Source organism: Psychrobacillus sp. FSL W7-1493 (genome assembly GCF_038004905.1).
In the GTDB taxonomy this organism is placed as follows: domain Bacteria; phylum Bacillota; class Bacilli; order Bacillales_A; family Planococcaceae; genus Psychrobacillus.
This window is the reverse complement of record NZ_JBBOSB010000001.1, coordinates 2,822,847-2,840,143: the sequence shown is the minus strand read 5'-3', so window position 1 is coordinate 2,840,143 and position 17,297 is coordinate 2,822,847. Positions and strand designations below refer to the sequence as shown.

Sequence of the window (17,297 nt, the reverse complement as noted above, 5' to 3'; positions counted from 1 at the left end):
TATGATACAAAGAAATCTTAGATCAGAGAGTAGAATTGATTTCCGCACCAGCCGGACGCTTTCCGCGGGGGGAGCGATAAGCCACCACCCATCGCTGACGCGCGTGGTTGTGATGTCTTATCTGTCTCCCTCCTCCCGCTGGAGTCGCCGTCTGGCGCTCCAATCAATAAATGGGAACAGTTTTAGCATCGATAAAGCGCTAATCAATTTACTCGCATAAACAAAGCTGAAAAACTGTCCAACCCCAATTTCATAATTTATTTATGATTACAATAGTCATTTGAAAGTCACTTACATAATGTTTACAGTCACTATAAAAAGAATTGTTAGTCAAAATCAACCAATAACTTTAACAAAGCTTTTTATTATAAAAAACGAGAGAATTTGATTTCTATATGGAGCAGAAAGAATAAATTAAAGAAGTACATTTTCCATTGAGGTGAGTGAAATCGTGGTATTTTTAACTTATATAACTGGAGAGCTACCCGTTCTAACCATCATCGGCTGTGTATGAAAGGGGAAGTAGTTCGTAATTAACGTTATTAGTTGTTTCTGCACATTTCTACGGCATAGAAAAAAGTTATACAATTGTTATATTCTCTTTATTTATCTATCCCTAAGCAATAATAAAATTTGAACTCTTACGTCATAGAGCATATGATATAAATAGCGAAAGTAAAGGTGGTTCCCTGTATATGAAAATTAGTGGTTTCTCTATAAAAAGACCTGTATTTACTACTGTAATTATGTTTTTAGTAGTTATATTAGGAGCTGTTTCTTTTTTTAAAATTCCAATCACATTGATCCCAGAGTTAAATCCTCCAATCGGCGTTGTTGTAACTAACTATCCTGGTGCTGGGCCAATAGAGGTAGATGAAAAAATAACCAAACCATTAGAAACTTCTTTAAGTACCTTACCTGGTATTAAGTCAATCAGTAGTACCTCTCAAGAAAGCGCTAATTTTATTTTATTAGAATTTGATTGGTCTACAGATATGGATGATGTTCAATTGGACATCATGCAACGAATAGATTTAGTGCCCGTACCTACTGGAGCAGATAAACCAAGATTTTTAAAATTTGATCCTGCACAGTTTCCAGTCATTCAGTTATCACTAAGAGCTGCTGATGATGGACAAGATATTCGATTGATAGCAAAAGAGCTAGAAAAAGAATTAATCAGCACAGAGGGTGTTGCAAGTGTTAATATATCTGGCTCACTTGTCGAAGAAGTGCAGATATTATTAGATCAAAACAAATTAATTCAAAATGGACTAACTCAAAGTGATATTGTCCAGTTAATTCAAGCGAATAATATTTCTCTTCCTGGAGATCCAATAGAAACAGAGGAAAAGATGTCCTTAACTACTCGAATTATGAGCTCATTAACCTCTGTTGAAGAAATACAAAATTTAATTATTACTGTTAACCCAATTGATGGTTCGAAAATAACTATTTCCGATGTTGCAACAGTTCAGTTAGCCGAACAAGAAACAAATAGTGAAACAAGAGCCAATGAAGAGCCGGCTGTTCTCTTGTCTGTGCTCCAAGAATCTAGTGCAAATACTGCACAAGTATCTACAGCCTTTCAAGAAGCTTTGGACAAGCAGCTAGAGAAAGAGGAATATAAGGGAGTTACAGCGGATATTCTTTTTGATCAAGGGGATTACGTAAAGCTGGCCATTAACAATATTGGAACCACTTTAGTAACAGGTGGTTTATTGGCAATGGTAGTTTTGTTCGTGTTCTTAAAAGGGATTAGAAGTCCAATTATTATTGGTGTAGCAATTCCATATTCTGTTATTGTGACATTTTTACTGATGTACTTTGCAGGTTTTTCTTTAAATATAATGACGCTCGGGGCACTTGCATTGGGAATTGGGATGCTAGTTGATAATTCGATTGTTGTTATTGAGAATATCGAAAGGCATCTCGGTTTAGGAAAAGACCCTAAAGCTGCAGCTTTAATAGGCACAAAAGAAGTAAGTGGTGCAATTACGGCCTCTACTTTAACAACTGTAGCAGTATTTATACCTGTAATTTTCCTTTCAGGTCTTATAGGGCAGATATTTACCGAATTTGCGTTAACTATTTCCTTTAGTCTTATTGCCTCACTTTTTGTTGCACTCACTGTGATACCTATGATGGCTAGTCGAATGTTAAAAAAACCAAAAGGAGATTTAGAGGCGAGAAGACGAAGATCGAAGGCTTACAACAATTTGGAGAAGTCAGTTAAGTGGTCTTTAGGTCACCGAGCTTTAGTTCTTACTATGACATTAGCTTTACTAATTATTTCTGTATTTGGTATTTTCCGTGTAGGTACTGAATTTTTACCTCCTACGGATGAGGGCTTTGCTTCTATTAGTGTAAGGCTACCAAATGGTTCATCGTTTACATCTACAAATGAAGTAGTAGACGAGATAGAGAATATATTGCAGGAACAGAAGGATGTAGATGTCTATGTAAGCTTTGTAGGCGGAAGTCAAGAGGGCATGTCTCGAGGTACTTCTAGATCTAACATCGCAGAAATCTCTGTGAAACTAATACCGCTTGATGAACGAAGTCAATCTACTTTTGAATTTGTAGATAAAGTACAGCCTAAAATAGCACAAGCAATAGGAGAAAGAGCAGAGATAAACTTTAATGTTCAAACAGCATCAGGCTCCTCACCTAATGTGGTATCTTTCAATATTTCCTCTGCTGATAAAGATATATTAAACCAAGCCGTTGCTGATTTGCAGGCTGATTTAGAAAAAATAAAAGGCGTAACTAAGGTCAACAATGACATTATTTCTACCGTAGAGGAAGTGCAAATGATTGTTAAGCGAGATGCAGCAACTGAACTAGGTCTCGCTCCTGCACAAGTAGCTCAAATGGTTAACAATGTAACGAGAGGTGTGTTGGCTTCCCAAATAATCTCGGAAGACAATGAAGTTTACGGAGTTTACGTTAAATATAACGAATCAGACCGGGAAAATATTGAAACCTTAAAGCAATTAAAACTGCGTACTCCATCAGGTCAATTTGTAAACCTTGAGGATGTTGCAAGTATAGAGGTTGCTGAGGGACCAGTAGCTATACGAAGCTTAAACCAGGCTAGTGCGGTTGCATTTTCTGTTAAGTATGAGTCAGAAAATACACTAGGGGATATGTCCGAACAAATTGATCAAGTAATAGAGAAACAAAACTTTAATGATAAAGTGCAGGTCAATTTTGGTGGCGACAGAGAGTTGATGGATAATGCCAAAAATGATATGATTTTGGCTGTTTTATTGGCGGTAGTCTTAGTGTTTATCGTAATGGCGGCTCAGTTTGAATCTTATAAATATCCGTTTGTAATCATGTTTACTGTACCGTTAATCGTGATAGGAATTGGAATTGTCTTATTCCTTACAAGTACTCCTATTAGCGTTTCAGCTGTGATTGGAATATTAATACTTGTTGGAATTGTTGTGAATAATGGGATAGTCTTAGTAGATTACATTAACCAGCGTAAAGCAGATGGCTATTCATCCTACGAGGCAATTACGACTTCCGTACGAGATAGAGTACGTCCGATACTAATGACAGCTCTAACGACAATATTAGGTTTAATTCCATTAGCCCTTGGAATTGGAGAGGGAACAGAAATAAATCAACCAATGGCTTTAACTGTAATTGGTGGTTTAGTTGCTTCGACTTTACTAACATTGTTTGTAGTGCCAATCATCTATAGTTTAGTGGACAAAGAGACAAGGAAAATAAAATCATCTTAAATATGAAAAGCTCCGAACATTTACGTACTGTAAAATTTCGGAGCTTTATTTTTGTATATATTGTTTTGGTTTAAGGCACTAGACCTAATAGTATCGTGTAACACCTTTTCCGATTAAAGTTTATGTATGCGCATTTAGAGGTCTTTAGTATAATCAAAAAAAGGGGATGATTACCAATATGTCTAATGCATTGATTACAGGATTTCCAGGGTTTTTGTCGAAAAATATCATAAAGGAACTACGTCATCAAAATCGATATTCCGCTATTTATGTTCTTGTTCTTCCTAATCTAGTTCAAAAAGCTGAACAGGTAATAAATGAAATTTACGAGGACGGAATAACTAATCAATCGATTATTGTGGTAAAGGGGGATATTACACTTTCAAATGCCGGACTTGATAATGAAACAATTAACAACTTGAAGCAAGAAATAAATGATGTATGGCATTTAGCAGCTATTTATGACTTAGCTGTTCCAAAAGAAATTGCCTGGAAGGTTAATGTTGAAGGAACCAAATTATTTAATGAATTAGTTCTTAAACTTCCCAACTTAAAAAGATACATGTATTTTAGCACGGCTTATGTGGCGGGAAAAAGAGAAGGTAAGCTACTGGAGACGGAACTTATTAAACCCCCTGGATTTAAAAATCATTATGAGGAAACAAAATACGAGGCAGAAGTACTTGTAAACAACTTAAAGAGCCAACTGCCAATTACCATTATTAGACCAGGGATTGTAAGGGGACATTCCATCACAGGAGAAACGATTAAGTTTGATGGGCCATACTTTTTTATAAACATGATTAACAGATTGAAACGATTACCAATAATACCTTATCTCGGTAAGTCAAATTCTTTTATTAATGTAGTACCATCTGATTACATAACGAAAGCCTCGATATATTGCTGTTTTGATGAAGAAGCAGAAGGTAAGACTATTCATTTAACTGATCCAAAGCCTTATCCTGTTGAAGAGGTATATAGAGCTTTTGTTAGAGAAGTTACAGGGAAATACCCAAAGGGGAGAATACCATTAGTATTAGCAAAGGGATCTGTTAGCTTATTACCTATAAGAAAGTTCCTGCAGGTGGAAAAAGAGACTTTAGATTATCTCACTTGGAATTCTTCTTTTGATACAACAAATGCTGAAAAAATTCTTCGAAAAGGTGAAATATATTGTCCAGATTTTATAGAGTCGGTACCTTCTATGGTTCGATTTTACAATAAACATAAGGACGACCCAACATATCACATTCTTATTAAATAAAGCTTTGTTAAAGTTATTGGTTTACTTTGACTAACAATTCTTTTTTATAGTGACTGTAAACATTATAAAGGTGTCATTCAAATGATTATTAAGATGAAAAATAAATTATGAAATTGGAGTTGCCGACAGTTTTTCGGCTTAGTTTATGCGAGTAAATTTATAAGCAATTTATCAATGGATTAAAGCTGTTCCCATTTATTGATTGGAGCGCCAGACGGCGAATCCTACGGGATGAGTGAGACAGATAAGACATCACAACCACGCGCGTAAGCGATGGGTGATGGCTTATCGCTCACCCCGAGGAAAGCGTCCGGCTGGCGCGGAAATCAATTCTACTCTCGGATTTAAAGATTTCTTTTTCTATCTATCGTAAATCAACCCTACTTTTAACGAAACCTGAAATAATTATGCTTTACTAATCACTTAAATATTGTTATTATAGACATATAAATAAATAGACTCTTGACGTTCGTCAAAGGGGAGTAGCTATAGGGAAACCTATTTCATAGTCGTCATTACATGGCTTTTGCCATCGGTTATGATAGCACATTAATTTTTAATTTGCTTAGCAAGACCTTTGCCTTTTTTAGGCAGGGGTCTTTTTATATTTCAAAGGAGGATTTTTATGGATTATGGAATTTTGTTAGAGTATGGATGGGTTTTACTTGTCCTAGTAGGACTGGAAGGCTTGCTAGCTGCCGATAACGCAGTAGTAATGGCAGTAATGGTTAAGCACTTACCAAAGGCCCAGCAAAAAAAGGCTCTGTTTTACGGTCTATTAGGAGCTTTTGTTTTTAGATTTGCCGCTTTATTTATGATTACGTTTTTAGTCAACATTTGGCAGGTGCAAGCACTAGGTGCTGCTTATCTGTTATTTATCTCGATTAAACATATTTACGATCAACGTAAAAAACCAGGTCCACATATTGAAACAGATGGTATAGAGAAGGAAGCAAAAGGTTCAGGATTCTGGATGACTGTATTAAAAGTAGAATTAGCAGATATCGCGTTTGCAATTGACTCTATGTTAGCTGCAGTTGCGATTGCAGTAACATTACCATATTGGGGAGACTTTGAAATTGGTGGAATTAACGGTGGACAATTTGCAGTAATGTTCATCGGTGGTGTTATTGGGCTAGTTATTATGCGTTTTGCCGCACATAAATTTGTTCAATTACTTGAAAAATATCCTACACTAGAAACGGCTGCATTTTTAATAGTAGGTTGGGTAGGGGTTAAGTTAACAGTACTAACACTATCTCATCCAAGTGTAGCTATACTTGATGAGCATTTCCCACATTCAACTGGATGGAAATTGACTTTCTGGGTTGTTTTACTAGTAATCGCTATTGGTGGATATTTACTTGGTGTAGCCAAAAACAAAAAGACTGCTTAATTTTAGTAAATATATAATGATTTAGTTAAAAGTATGAAAAGATAGTATTGTTACTGCTATCTTTTTATACTTTTTTTTTTTACAATGATTTAATAGGCTCTCTTTAACTTGAAAGGAACATATTAAATGAAAAACTATACATTTAAAGCGAAATATAAAATGACACCGGCTCAAATAATTGTTTCTTATTATTTTATTGCCATTGCTATTTCAGTTATTCTACTTCGCTTACCCGGAGTTCATAGGCCAGGTGTGAAAGTAGACTTTATTGATAGCTTGTTTACAGCAGTTAGCGCCGTCAGTGTAACAGGGCTCACCACTATAAGCATTGTAGATACATATACTATTTTTGGGTATATCATGCTTATTCTAATTCTCCAGCTTGGAGGAATTGGAATAATGTCCTTAGGAACATTTATTTGGCTTGTGGTTGGTAGAAGAATTGGTTTAAGGGAAAGGCAGTTAATCATGGTTGACCACAACCAGTCTAAAATGTCGGGTGCTGTAATGCTTATAAAGGAAATTATTAAAATTCTCTTATTCATTCAATTGCTCGGATCAATTATACTGACAGTTTACTTTACGCAATACTACGATACGTTTAAACAAGCATTGTTACATGGAGTGTTTACTTCTGTTTCTGCTACTACTAATGCCGGTTTTGATATTACAGGTGAATCCTTAGTTCCTTATCATCATGATTACTTTGTTTTAATCATCACTAGTATAATGATTGTATTTGGTGCGATTGGCTTTCCTGTTTTAATTGAGGTAAAAGAATTTCTTTCCAATAAAAACAAAAGTTTTAGATTTTCATTATTTACGAAGCTCACTACTTTAACGTATGGGGCCCTATTAGTTATAGGAACAGTGATGATTTTTTTACTTGAATTATTTAATACTCTTAAGGATCTCCCTTGGCATGAGAAATTCTTCACTGCTTTTTTTCATTCAGTATCAACTCGGTCTGCGGGGCTAACTACTGTGGACATCAATATGTTTAACGAAGGAACTAATCTTTTTATGAGTGCACTCATGTTTATTGGTGCTTCTCCTAGCTCAGTAGGTGGAGGAATACGGACAACTACCTTTGCCCTTGCAATCTTGTTTCTAATAAACTTTTCTAGAGGTAAAGAAAATATACAAATATTTAATCGGGAAATTCATTTGCTCGATATTTATAGGGCCTTTGCAGTATTTGTTTTAGCTATCCTGATGGTCTTTGCTGCAACAATTATATTGTCGGTTTCGGAACCGGGTGTTCCAGTAGCATCCCTACTATTTGAAATAACCTCTGCGTTTGGTACATGTGGTATGTCGCTTGGGGTGACAGAGAACCTATCTTCCTTTGGTAAGCTAGTAATCATGCTCCTCATGTTTATAGGAAGAGTTGGTTTAATATCTTTCCTATTTACACTAGGAGGTAAGCGAAAAATTACCAAGTACCATTATCCAAAGGAACGTGTAATTATTGGGTAATTAAAACTGCTTTTGAATAACCGCTAGTTATTCTTACAGAACACAGTGACTAAGCTTGTGGAAAGAGATAACCAATCAATAACCCTCTTGTGAAACAAAGTGGAAACAAAAGCTATGAGGAAACAACAGAAGCCCCAGAATTTACCGAATGGTAAAATTTCTGGGGCTTTTGAAATTTTAAAGCGGGTAAATCAGCCTTCTACTAATTTCTGGGATGAAATTTGGTGATTATTAATTCGTTACTGTTATATTTTCTTTTGTTTGCAAAAAGAAGAATTGTGGAGCTTCTCCGTTTTGGAATGCAGTCAGTAAGAACCCATTATCTTCTTTGATGATTCCTTGCTTAAACAAATCCACATTAACAGTAATCGGTGTGATAAATGTCTGCTTGTACAATTCTCGTTCTGACAAATTTAAGTGTGAAAAGTCTACTCCACCAATCGAGGGATCCTCTATTAGTAGCTTATAGATCGCAGACTGAGTTTCTTTGTTTAAATCATTATTCCACCAAGGCTTCCGTGGTTGGAATTTTTGTTTTGATAAATAATCTAGTTTCATAACAGATTTAATAGTTGCTAAAGGAATATTTTCTAATTGTTCTAGGAAAGCAAAAAGACGAGTATATAGGTCCTCTAGCTGATGACCAATTCTAGACCAATTTCTTTCTTCCCAATAGGTACCGAATTGTTGGAAAAAGTCGAAAGGTGTTTCAAATACATGCTCAAATAGAAATTCTAACGTTTGGTCCATTCTATGTGCATTCCAATACTTTTCAAGAACGTCTTCCACTTGCTTAATACGTAAAATATCATGAAAGCTTAATACATTATTAGAGAAAATTTCATATGGCGCTTGGTCTACATACACATAACCATACTTTTCCGCTTCAACTCTCAATCCTGTACCTCTTAAAAGCTTCAAAAACCCTAGTTGTAATTCTTCGGGACGCATTTCGAAAACTTCATTGAAAGTATTTCGGAAGGAATGATAATCCTCTTCTGGTAGCCCAGCGATTAAATCTAAATGCTGATCGATTTTTCCACCGCTTTTAACCATAGTAACTGTCCTTTTCAACTTTTCAAAGTTCTGTCTGCGTTTAACTAACTCATTAGTCAAATCGTTGGTAGATTGAACACCAATTTCGAAACGGAAAAGACCAGCTGGAGCATTTTCATTTAAAAATTGAATAACTTCTGGTCGCATAATATCAGCTGTTATTTCAAATTGAAAAACAACTCCCGGTAAATGTTCATCGATTAGAAATTGAAACATTTCCATAGCATAACTTCTACTAATATTGAAGGTACGATCGACGAATTTTATAGTTTTTGCACCATTTTGCATTAAATATCGGATATCCTCTTTAACTTTTTCACGATTGAAATATCGAACACCAACTTCAATAGAAGAGAGGCAGAATTGACAAGAAAAAGGACACCCTCTACTAGTCTCAACGTAAACAATACGTTTAGAAAGATTGGGTAAATCTTCTTCGAAACGATACGGAGAAGGAGATTCACGTAAATCTAATTTTGGAGGTAGCGGATTTAGAATAAATTTGTCGTTTTGTACATATGCTAGTCCAGGTACTTCTTTTAGCTCTTTCTTTTTGGAAAGGAAGTCTAAGGTTTCCTTGAAAGTCTGTTCGCCTTCTCCAACTACGATATAGTCAATTTCTGGCACTTTACGGAGCCAAACATTCGTGTCATAGGAAACTTCGGGACCGCCTAAAATAATAGTTATGGAAGGATCTACTGTTTTTAACATCTTGACTACTTTAATGGTTTCTTCAATGTTCCAAATGTAACAGCTAAAGCCAACTACATTCGGTTTTTTTTGGTACAAATCAGCTACTATATTAAAAGTTGGATCTTTTATAGTATATTCAACAATAAGGGGGGAATAGTCAGGTGCTGCTGCAGCCTTTAAACAACGTAATGCCAAATTCGTATGGATAAACTTTGCATTTAATGTGGTTAATATTATATTCATTTTCTTAACTCCTTTAGTTTTGCATAACTATTGTAACAGTGAATATTCATGTCGACAATATGGTCAAAAATAACCATATCCAGAATTATAAAAGTGTGGAATAATCAGAATTAATCAATAATTTAAAAATTTGAATTGTTTATTCTCAGATTCTTATGAGAGGTTGGGTGCAAAATGTTAGCAGAATACGAGTACAAACAAAGGTTTGAACAGGTTTTCCAACTCTTTTCTAGTGGATTAATATTTATAAGCGATGAAGGAGAAGTATTAGACGCTAATCCATATATAGAAAAAGTCTTAGAGATAGAACGAGAAAAATTGCTTAAAATGAACTCTAATACACTTTTAAATATGTTCTCCCTCACAGGAGCTTCTAGGAAGACATTTCTACAGAATTTAGCTTCAAAAGGACAAGCAGAATTTTTTAGTGAATTTCAAACATATATGGGTGACAATAGGTATCTACATTTGATTGTATCTAAACAGAGTGAATCGAATTTATTTCTCATGGAAATACATGATGAATCAGAAAAGATGTTTATGAAGAAGCGCCTCAATCATAACGAATCGTTAAGTACTCTAGGACAACTTGCGGCAAGTATCGCTCATGAAATACGTAATCCCATGACATCTTTAAAGGGATTCACACAGTTGTTACTGAAAACTGCTAATGAAGACGGAAAAAGATACTTGGATGTTATTGATCATGAGATACAAAGAATGGAAGAAATATTGACAGAATTTCTTCAAGTTTCAAAGCCGAGCAACAAAGAGTACACCTACTTCGAAATTGACCAGCTCATAACAGAGGTAGCTAGTTTCATGACTCCTCAATCTCTAATGAAAGCAATTGAAATCAATATTACTAATGAATTATATCCGAACATTAGAGTATTGGGAAATAGAAACCTTTTAAAACAGGTTTTTATAAATGTCATAAAAAATGCTATTGAATCTATGGTAAAAAGTGGTAAAATAGATATTAGATTATCTTTGTCTTGTGATGGATTTATAAGTATTAAAGTAAAAGATGAGGGGAATGGAATTGGAGAAGAAGAGTTAGCTAATATTTTCAAGCCATTCTTCACGACTAAATCGACAGGGACTGGGCTTGGATTATCTCATGCCTATGAAGTTATGGAGGCTCATGGCGGTAAAATAGAGGTTGAGAGTATGGTAGGAAACGGAACGATCTTTAATTTTCTACTTCCCTTACAAATAGCTTCCTAAGCTATTTTGACAATCTATTAGTCTGACCTATATAATGATTGTTAATGTAATTTAATATAGGTGAGGATGACGACAATGACCAATGACTTATCGAGTAGTGCTTTGAAATTATTTATAGTACTTTCCCGTGCTCATAAAGTAATACATGAATGTACAAATCATTTCTTTCAACAAAATGGGTTAAATCCAACTGAATTTGCGGTATTAGAGCTTTTGTTCCATAAAGGAAAGCAACCCTTGCAACAAATAGGAAATAAGATATTACTCGCTAGTGGGTCTATAACTTATGTAGTAGATAAGCTTGAGGGGCGTGGCTTTATAAAGCGGGTTTCCAGCGATACAGATCGAAGAGTTACCTATGCGGAAATTACAGAAGAAGGTTCAGAGTTCATGAAAGAATTATTTCCACGTCATGAGCAGCAGTTAGTACAATTAATGAGTAGCTTGACAGAAGATGAAAAAAAAGATGCTATAGAATTAATAAAGAAGCTTGGTCTGTCCATTAAAAAATTATCTTAAGAACTTCGAGCCATAGTACGGCCCGAAGTTTTTATTTTAATTGATTTTAATAGTATTTGCCATTTTTATGAAATCTTCAATAGCAGGCGATTCTGCTGTATCAAAAACCGTTAATTTTACTCCTAAGCCATCTTGTAGGAATGTGTAGCCATAAACATTATTGCCATCTGGAATTTCTGCTTTGTACGACTTAACATCTTCTATTTGTTTCCCAGAAGGGACAATTGATTTATCAGTGATTTCTGTTACGTTGCCTTCTGAATTAGATGCTTTTACCGTCTCTACTAGCTCATTGGTTACATCTGCCATATTAACCTCAGAGGCATTATAGACTTCTATACGCATAGATTGCTCTTCATTTTCTTTATTGAATAGCAGGTCTTTATTTGGTTCTTCTGCGGTTAATTCATAGCCATCTAGTACGGATATGGAGTATTCCTGATTATCACTATCTACAGAAGTTCCAGTTGCTTCAGAACTATTTTCTTTTTCCTCTGAACCGTTAGCTTCACTGCTGTTTGTAGAATCTGTTACTTGATCATCGTTAGATGTCTCTTTCTCTGAAGAACCACAAGCAGCAATCAAAAGTGTTAACAGTAGGACAGATAGTATTGAAATTACTTTTTTCATTTATTCAGCTCCCTTTCTAGTATTGTTATGGTTTACATAACTTTCATATTAGTGGTAGCACCAGGAATAGCATTAAAAGAAATATAATATGGGCTACAATATTAAGCGGCATACTTTTTTTCTTTTCGTAAAGCCATCCAAAAATGATTCCTACAATAATAGCAAAAAAAACACCAATGTAGAAACCACTCACTATAAAGGATGCTCCATATAAAATGGAACTAGTTAGTATAGCGAGAGTAGGAGAGAACCAATTCTTCACTGCATTTTGGATGAAGCCACGCCAGAAAAATTCTTCTCCAGGAATAATGATGAAGAACAATAAAATGTAATGCCATATAGCAGAAGGTGCAAATACACCAAAGAAACGTGAAACTTCTTTCGTCGCTTTAGACGGTAATAGCTCCAGTAGCTGAAAACCTAAAAAGCACAAGAAGTAAGTTCCTATACCATATACTATACCCCAAAATAAATAGTTAAACGTTTTCAGCTGGTCTTCTAATTTTGAAAAATAAAAAGAAGAAGCCGTTAAAAAAAGTGTTGTAAACGAATAGAAATACCAGAATACGTTTTCATTATTAAACGTAACCCAAGTAAAAACAAAAGCTAATACTAGTGATATTACTAGACCTATAAAAAGTTTTCGATTATTCATATATGCACATCCTTACCATAGTCACAAAAAAAGAGAAGTATAGAGTTTTATGACGGTCTAGGAAAAAGAATTGCCTGTTACTTAGAAATAAAACCGTTCATCTCATGGAGAGGAACGGCATGACGTTTAATCTTCATTGCTATATAATATCTTATAACGCTTATGGTTGATTACCGTTTTTTCTTCTAGTTCAAGCTCGTTAAAGTTTTCCATATAAGTTAAATCAACTATGACAGAATTCTCGTTAACTTTTTCTACTATACCTTGAAGACCATTTTTAAACTCAATAATGTTACCGACTTCAGCGATTTTCATAGATTGTCCCATCCCCTTAAGAACATAATATAATACAGTTTGCCCTAAAAAAAGATGTACGTAAAGTATTTTTATCAAAAGTTTTAAAACTATACATTTTGACTGATATTAAAATACTACTTTTCAATAATACATGAGTAATTCAGTTTAGGAGGCATTCTATGATTGTTGTTTTTCGAAGGAATAGTAAACACCATATTTAAAATATAAGGAGATTTAAAAATATGCAATCGATAGATGAACAACTTAATGCGCTAAAAAGTGGGATGGTAGATCAAATTCACGTCTCTAAGGAAGAGTTTTTAGCATTTAGAGAAGTACTTGTAAAAAGAGAAGATTTTAAACACTTTAGTGGTAATGCGATGCAAGGTGGAGATATAATATATACTTATCTAACGCATCCAAGAAGTTAATGTGCTGAAGTACATTACTTTACACTAAATTGTCGGTATATTCTGATTAGTATAAGTGGTTTATGTATAGATAGTAGTGGGAAATATACAATTTTCAAAAGGAGAGTTTTCTAATGATGGAATCTATTCTAAAAAGGCTAGAATATACAAGAGAAAAGATGATTCAATCTGCGATAGAAAATGGTGTAACTAATAGGGAAACTATTCGATTAAGCGAAGAGCTAGATCATTTACTTAACGAGTTTCATTCCCAAGTTAAACAGCTAAGCACATCTAAACAAATCGACTAATAAATTGGAGAAGATATGAATGGATTCAGCTTTAATCAAACTAAAAAAAGAATTGAACCAATCCATTATAGGTAGAGAAAAAGAAATCGATTTTATGTTAATGGGTTTGTTAGTTCAAGGCCATGTGCTATTAGAAAGTGTACCGGGATCAGGAAAAACAATGATGGCTAAATCTTTTGCAGAAGCTATTCAAGGAGAGTTTAAACGAATACAATTTACTCCCGATGTTCTTCCTTCAGATGTAACAGGAATTAGTTACTTTCATCCTCAGAAGCAGGAATTTATTCTGCGGATAGGTCCAGTTATGAGTAATATTTTGCTTGCAGATGAAATTAATCGTGCCACTCCAAGAACTCAGTCCAGTCTTTTAGAGGCGATGGAAGAGAAACAAGTGTCAATAGATGGTGAAACTATTAAGCTACCTTATCCTTTTATGGTGATTGCTACACAAAACCCAATAGAATCACAGCAAGGTACCTTCCAGTTACCTGCTGCTCAGCTAGACCGCTTTCTATTTAAGCTTAATATTGGTTATCCAACCATGAAGGAAGAGAATTACATTTTAAAACATTTTGGTCAAGCTCCTGGAAAAGTTAAAACAAAGCAAGTTGTGTCTCTTGATAAAATTGAAGAATGGACTAAGCAAGTAAACAATATTCAAGTTCATGAAGACATTTTTACTTACATCATACAAATTGTACAAGGGACGAGAAAACACCCGTACATAGAACTAGGGTTAAGTAGTCGAGCTTCTTTAGCTATGCTACAGGCTTCTAAAGCCCACGCCTTCATTAATGGTAGGGAGTATGTGACACCTGACGACGTAAAGAACATCATAGACCCTGTTTGTTTGCATCGCCTAAGATTGTCCTCGCAAGGAATGCTAATCCATGAAATATCTAGCATTATGACAGAATTGATTAAAGAAATTGAAGCACCTGTAGAGGCCAATATATAATGACGTGGAAACGTAACGATGTAAACTATAAGTATATAAAAATATATAGGGATATATTGCTGATCAGTGCGGGATTTCTTTTTATCTTTGACCAGCATGTACTTTTCGTTATTATTATCTTTTTGTTATGTTTCGTGTTGATTCAACTGCTTTACTTTCAAAAAGTTGGTAGTGGACTTACTTTTGTAAACGAGAAAAAAAGAGTTAGATTAATGAAAGGGACTACCTCACATTTTGAGCTGACTTTTAAAAATAAAGGTATGCCGATTTGGAATGGCACCATTACATTAGCATTCCACGATTCAGTTGCTCCAGTTAGAGTCAATAATATTTCATCTTCAGGATTTTTTGAGGTGAATGTTCCTTTTTCTATTGGATACAATAAAACAGTTACGATACAAGTACCTATAGTTGGTAGTCGAAGAGGTCTTTCGAGGTTTAGAGGCATAGATATTAATATCCCTCATCCTTTAACGGAAGGTTCTATTATATTGAATTACCAACCATACATATTGTTGGATGCGATCGTTTATCCAACTATCTATCCAATTAAAGAAGAATTTCTTCCTACTCGACTTAAGCCTGGAGAGCTGGAGTTAAATTCTTCTTTGTTTGTTGACCCATTCTTCCCTGTTGGTACTAGAGAATATGAACAAGGTGATCAGTTTAATCATATTCATTGGAAAGCAAGTGCAAGGACACACCAGCTACAAACCAAAATTTTTACAAAAGTTACTAATGTATCGGTATTATTTTTAGTTAATCTTGCAGATGGGTATAGGATGGTTCATGATTTTGAGGATAAGATAGAGTGGCTTGCATCTAATGTGGAAGCTTGTTATAAGGCAAATGTTCCCTTTGGATTTGGCTTAAATATTCGAGCATCAGGAAAGAGACCATTCGTATTTGTTCCTTTAGGCTCTGGTGATGTACATAGACTAAATGCTTTAGAGTTACTTTCTATTTTATCGGTTAGCAATATCACTATACCATTTGAAAATATTATTAAATATATTGATAGTCATGAGGAAATGCCGGTGTCTGTTCGAGTTTTTTCTCATAATATAGAGAAGTATCATTCCATATTAACCCTATGGGAGCAGAAAGCGATTGTAACATATCTGACTGAGCAAGAGGAGGGAGATTATGTTAAATAACTCCACTCAAACTTTCCCTGTACAAAAATTGTCCTATGAAAAGTACCTGAAGGATATGTGGATTGTTAGCTTGTTCTTTGTTTTATTGTTAAATGAGACTTTGGTGAGTTTGCCGATTCTATGGATTGGTATCCAAATTTTAATCGGGATGATTGCCCAGTATACTTTTTCCAAGTTTGGGCCTAGTTTAATCATCGCATTTATTATTCCTACGGTGTCATTATTTTTCCTCTTTTTATTTGGAGGTCCCTTTTGGCTATATTGTATAGGGGTTCTAATATCTGTGTGTTGCTTACATTATAGATATAATGTCATTCAGTTGGACGAGGACAGTGATAATCCTTTTGCCTTACTGTCTTTAATGGTATTTTTCTCTGTCCACTTAGCTTGTTTTATGCTTATGATCGAAAATTATAAAGTCTCTTTATATAGTGTATTTATAGGAGGAGTTATTTTCTTTGTAGGGTTAAGGTTATTTAGTGTTTGGAGAAAAAGTTACAGTCATACAAAAGAATCGTTAAACCGATTTGCACTATACTATTTAGTTGGTTTGTCAGTTATCTTTCTTCTAACTTTCTTAACCTATTTAATTTTTAGCCCAATGAGACAACTTTTAAATGTGATCCTCCAGGGGTTGTTTACTATTGTGATGTTGCCTTTGACACCTTTGTTCATTTTACTTGAAGAATATTTGAGTAATTTATTCGGCGAACCTGCAGAGGAAAAAGAACATGATATTTTAGCAAATGACGACTTAATGGATGGTTTACTTGAAGATAAATCTGAAGCAATTACTTCTTCATTTCCAATAGAGTGGATTCTATTTGGGGCGTTAGGTATAGTAATACTTTTAATCGTTATTTATATAATCAAAAAGAAAATAGAATTTCCTGTGCAACAAGAAGGGAATAATTTTATTTATAAAAATGATAATTTGGCAATTGAGGAGGAAGAATTATTAAAGCAAAGTACCATTTATAAAGTTGAAGCTTCATTCCTGAGAGAGCTGTACTTAGAATTTGAAAAAGAGGCAATATCATTAGGGTACAAGAGAGAAATGAGTGAAACTGTTAGGGAATGGTTTAAAAGAATGTCATGGGAGGTAAAAGGTGAATTCTTTTCTACATATGAAGAAGTAAGATATGGTGGTCACATGGTAGGAGAAGAACAGGCCGATATTTTTATAGAAGAACTGGATAAAATAAAAAAAATAATTTTTTTTAAAAAAGAGGTTTAAATAA

15 protein-coding genes are annotated in these 17,297 nt (G+C 34.5%); 11 read left to right on the top strand and 4 right to left on the bottom strand.

Going from position 1 to position 17,297, the window contains the following annotated elements:
- Positions 1-695 precede the first annotated feature (695 nt).
- The 4 genes from MKX96_RS14395 (at position 696) to MKX96_RS14380 (ending at position 7,897) form a co-directional block, all read left to right on the top strand.
- Complete coding sequence (locus MKX96_RS14395) at positions 696-3,755, top strand: efflux RND transporter permease subunit (RefSeq protein WP_340884518.1); 3,060 nt, start codon at positions 696-698, stop codon at positions 3,753-3,755.
- Between the two features lie 178 nt (positions 3,756-3,933).
- Positions 3,934-5,022, top strand: a complete 1,089-nt coding sequence (locus tag MKX96_RS14390; RefSeq protein ID WP_340884516.1) for an SDR family oxidoreductase — start codon at positions 3,934-3,936, stop codon at positions 5,020-5,022.
- A gap of 625 nt (positions 5,023-5,647) precedes the next feature.
- Positions 5,648-6,418, top strand: coding sequence for a TerC family protein (locus MKX96_RS14385; protein ID WP_340884513.1), 771 nt, complete (start codon positions 5,648-5,650; stop codon positions 6,416-6,418).
- Between the two features lie 126 nt (positions 6,419-6,544).
- Positions 6,545-7,897, top strand: a complete 1,353-nt coding sequence (locus tag MKX96_RS14380; RefSeq protein WP_340884511.1) for a TrkH family potassium uptake protein — start codon at positions 6,545-6,547, stop codon at positions 7,895-7,897.
- A 231-nt stretch (positions 7,898-8,128) separates the two neighbouring features.
- Here the strand turns inward: MKX96_RS14380 and MKX96_RS14375 are convergent, their stop codons facing one another.
- The gene (locus MKX96_RS14375) at positions 8,129-9,889 is read right to left on the bottom strand and encodes a B12-binding domain-containing radical SAM protein (RefSeq protein WP_340884508.1); all 1,761 of its coding nucleotides are present in this window, start codon (positions 9,887-9,889) and stop codon (positions 8,129-8,131) included.
- Between the two features lie 174 nt (positions 9,890-10,063).
- Here MKX96_RS14375 and MKX96_RS14370 point away from each other — a divergent pair, with 174 nt between their 5' ends.
- Both MKX96_RS14370 and MKX96_RS14365 read left to right on the top strand, forming a co-directional pair.
- Positions 10,064-11,119 (top strand): ATP-binding protein, encoded by a 1,056-nt coding sequence (locus MKX96_RS14370; protein ID WP_340884504.1) that lies wholly within the window; start codon positions 10,064-10,066, stop codon positions 11,117-11,119.
- A 75-nt stretch (positions 11,120-11,194) separates the two neighbouring features.
- Positions 11,195-11,638: a MarR family winged helix-turn-helix transcriptional regulator gene (locus MKX96_RS14365; protein ID WP_340884502.1), complete on the top strand. Its 444-nt coding sequence runs from the start codon at positions 11,195-11,197 to the stop codon at positions 11,636-11,638.
- Positions 11,639-11,674: 36 nt separating this feature from the next.
- On the opposite strand, the gene MKX96_RS14360 is transcribed toward MKX96_RS14365, so the two are convergent.
- From MKX96_RS14360 to MKX96_RS14350, 3 genes are all read right to left on the bottom strand, one after another.
- Complete coding sequence (locus MKX96_RS14360) at positions 11,675-12,268, bottom strand: hypothetical protein (RefSeq protein WP_340884500.1); 594 nt, start codon at positions 12,266-12,268, stop codon at positions 11,675-11,677.
- Positions 12,269-12,311: 43 nt separating this feature from the next.
- Complete coding sequence (locus MKX96_RS14355) at positions 12,312-12,923, bottom strand: CPBP family intramembrane glutamic endopeptidase (RefSeq protein ID WP_340884498.1); 612 nt, start codon at positions 12,921-12,923, stop codon at positions 12,312-12,314.
- 126 nt (positions 12,924-13,049) lie between these two features.
- On the bottom strand, positions 13,050-13,238 hold the full coding sequence (locus MKX96_RS14350; protein WP_340886053.1) for a YkvS family protein: 189 nt from the start codon (positions 13,236-13,238) through the stop codon (positions 13,050-13,052).
- A 224-nt stretch (positions 13,239-13,462) separates the two neighbouring features.
- Between MKX96_RS14350 and MKX96_RS14345 the strand changes: the two genes are divergently transcribed.
- From MKX96_RS14345 to MKX96_RS14325, 5 genes are all read left to right on the top strand, one after another.
- Entirely contained in the window at positions 13,463-13,651 is a 189-nt protein-coding gene (locus MKX96_RS14345; protein ID WP_340884495.1) for a hypothetical protein, read from the top strand.
- Between the two features lie 113 nt (positions 13,652-13,764).
- Positions 13,765-13,941 (top strand): aspartyl-phosphate phosphatase Spo0E family protein, encoded by a 177-nt coding sequence (locus MKX96_RS14340; RefSeq protein ID WP_169358892.1) that lies wholly within the window; start codon positions 13,765-13,767, stop codon positions 13,939-13,941.
- A 19-nt stretch (positions 13,942-13,960) separates the two neighbouring features.
- A complete protein-coding gene (locus MKX96_RS14335; RefSeq protein ID WP_340884491.1) occupies positions 13,961-14,899 on the top strand; it encodes an AAA family ATPase in 939 nt (312 codons plus the stop codon).
- Entirely contained in the window at positions 14,899-16,056 is a 1,158-nt protein-coding gene (locus MKX96_RS14330) for a DUF58 domain-containing protein (RefSeq protein ID WP_340884488.1), read from the top strand. Before MKX96_RS14335 ends, MKX96_RS14330 begins: the two co-directional genes overlap by 1 nt.
- The gene (locus MKX96_RS14325) at positions 16,046-17,293 is read left to right on the top strand and encodes a DUF4129 domain-containing protein (RefSeq protein ID WP_340884486.1); all 1,248 of its coding nucleotides are present in this window, start codon (positions 16,046-16,048) and stop codon (positions 17,291-17,293) included. Before MKX96_RS14330 ends, MKX96_RS14325 begins: the two co-directional genes overlap by 11 nt.
- Positions 17,294-17,297 lie beyond the last annotated feature (4 nt).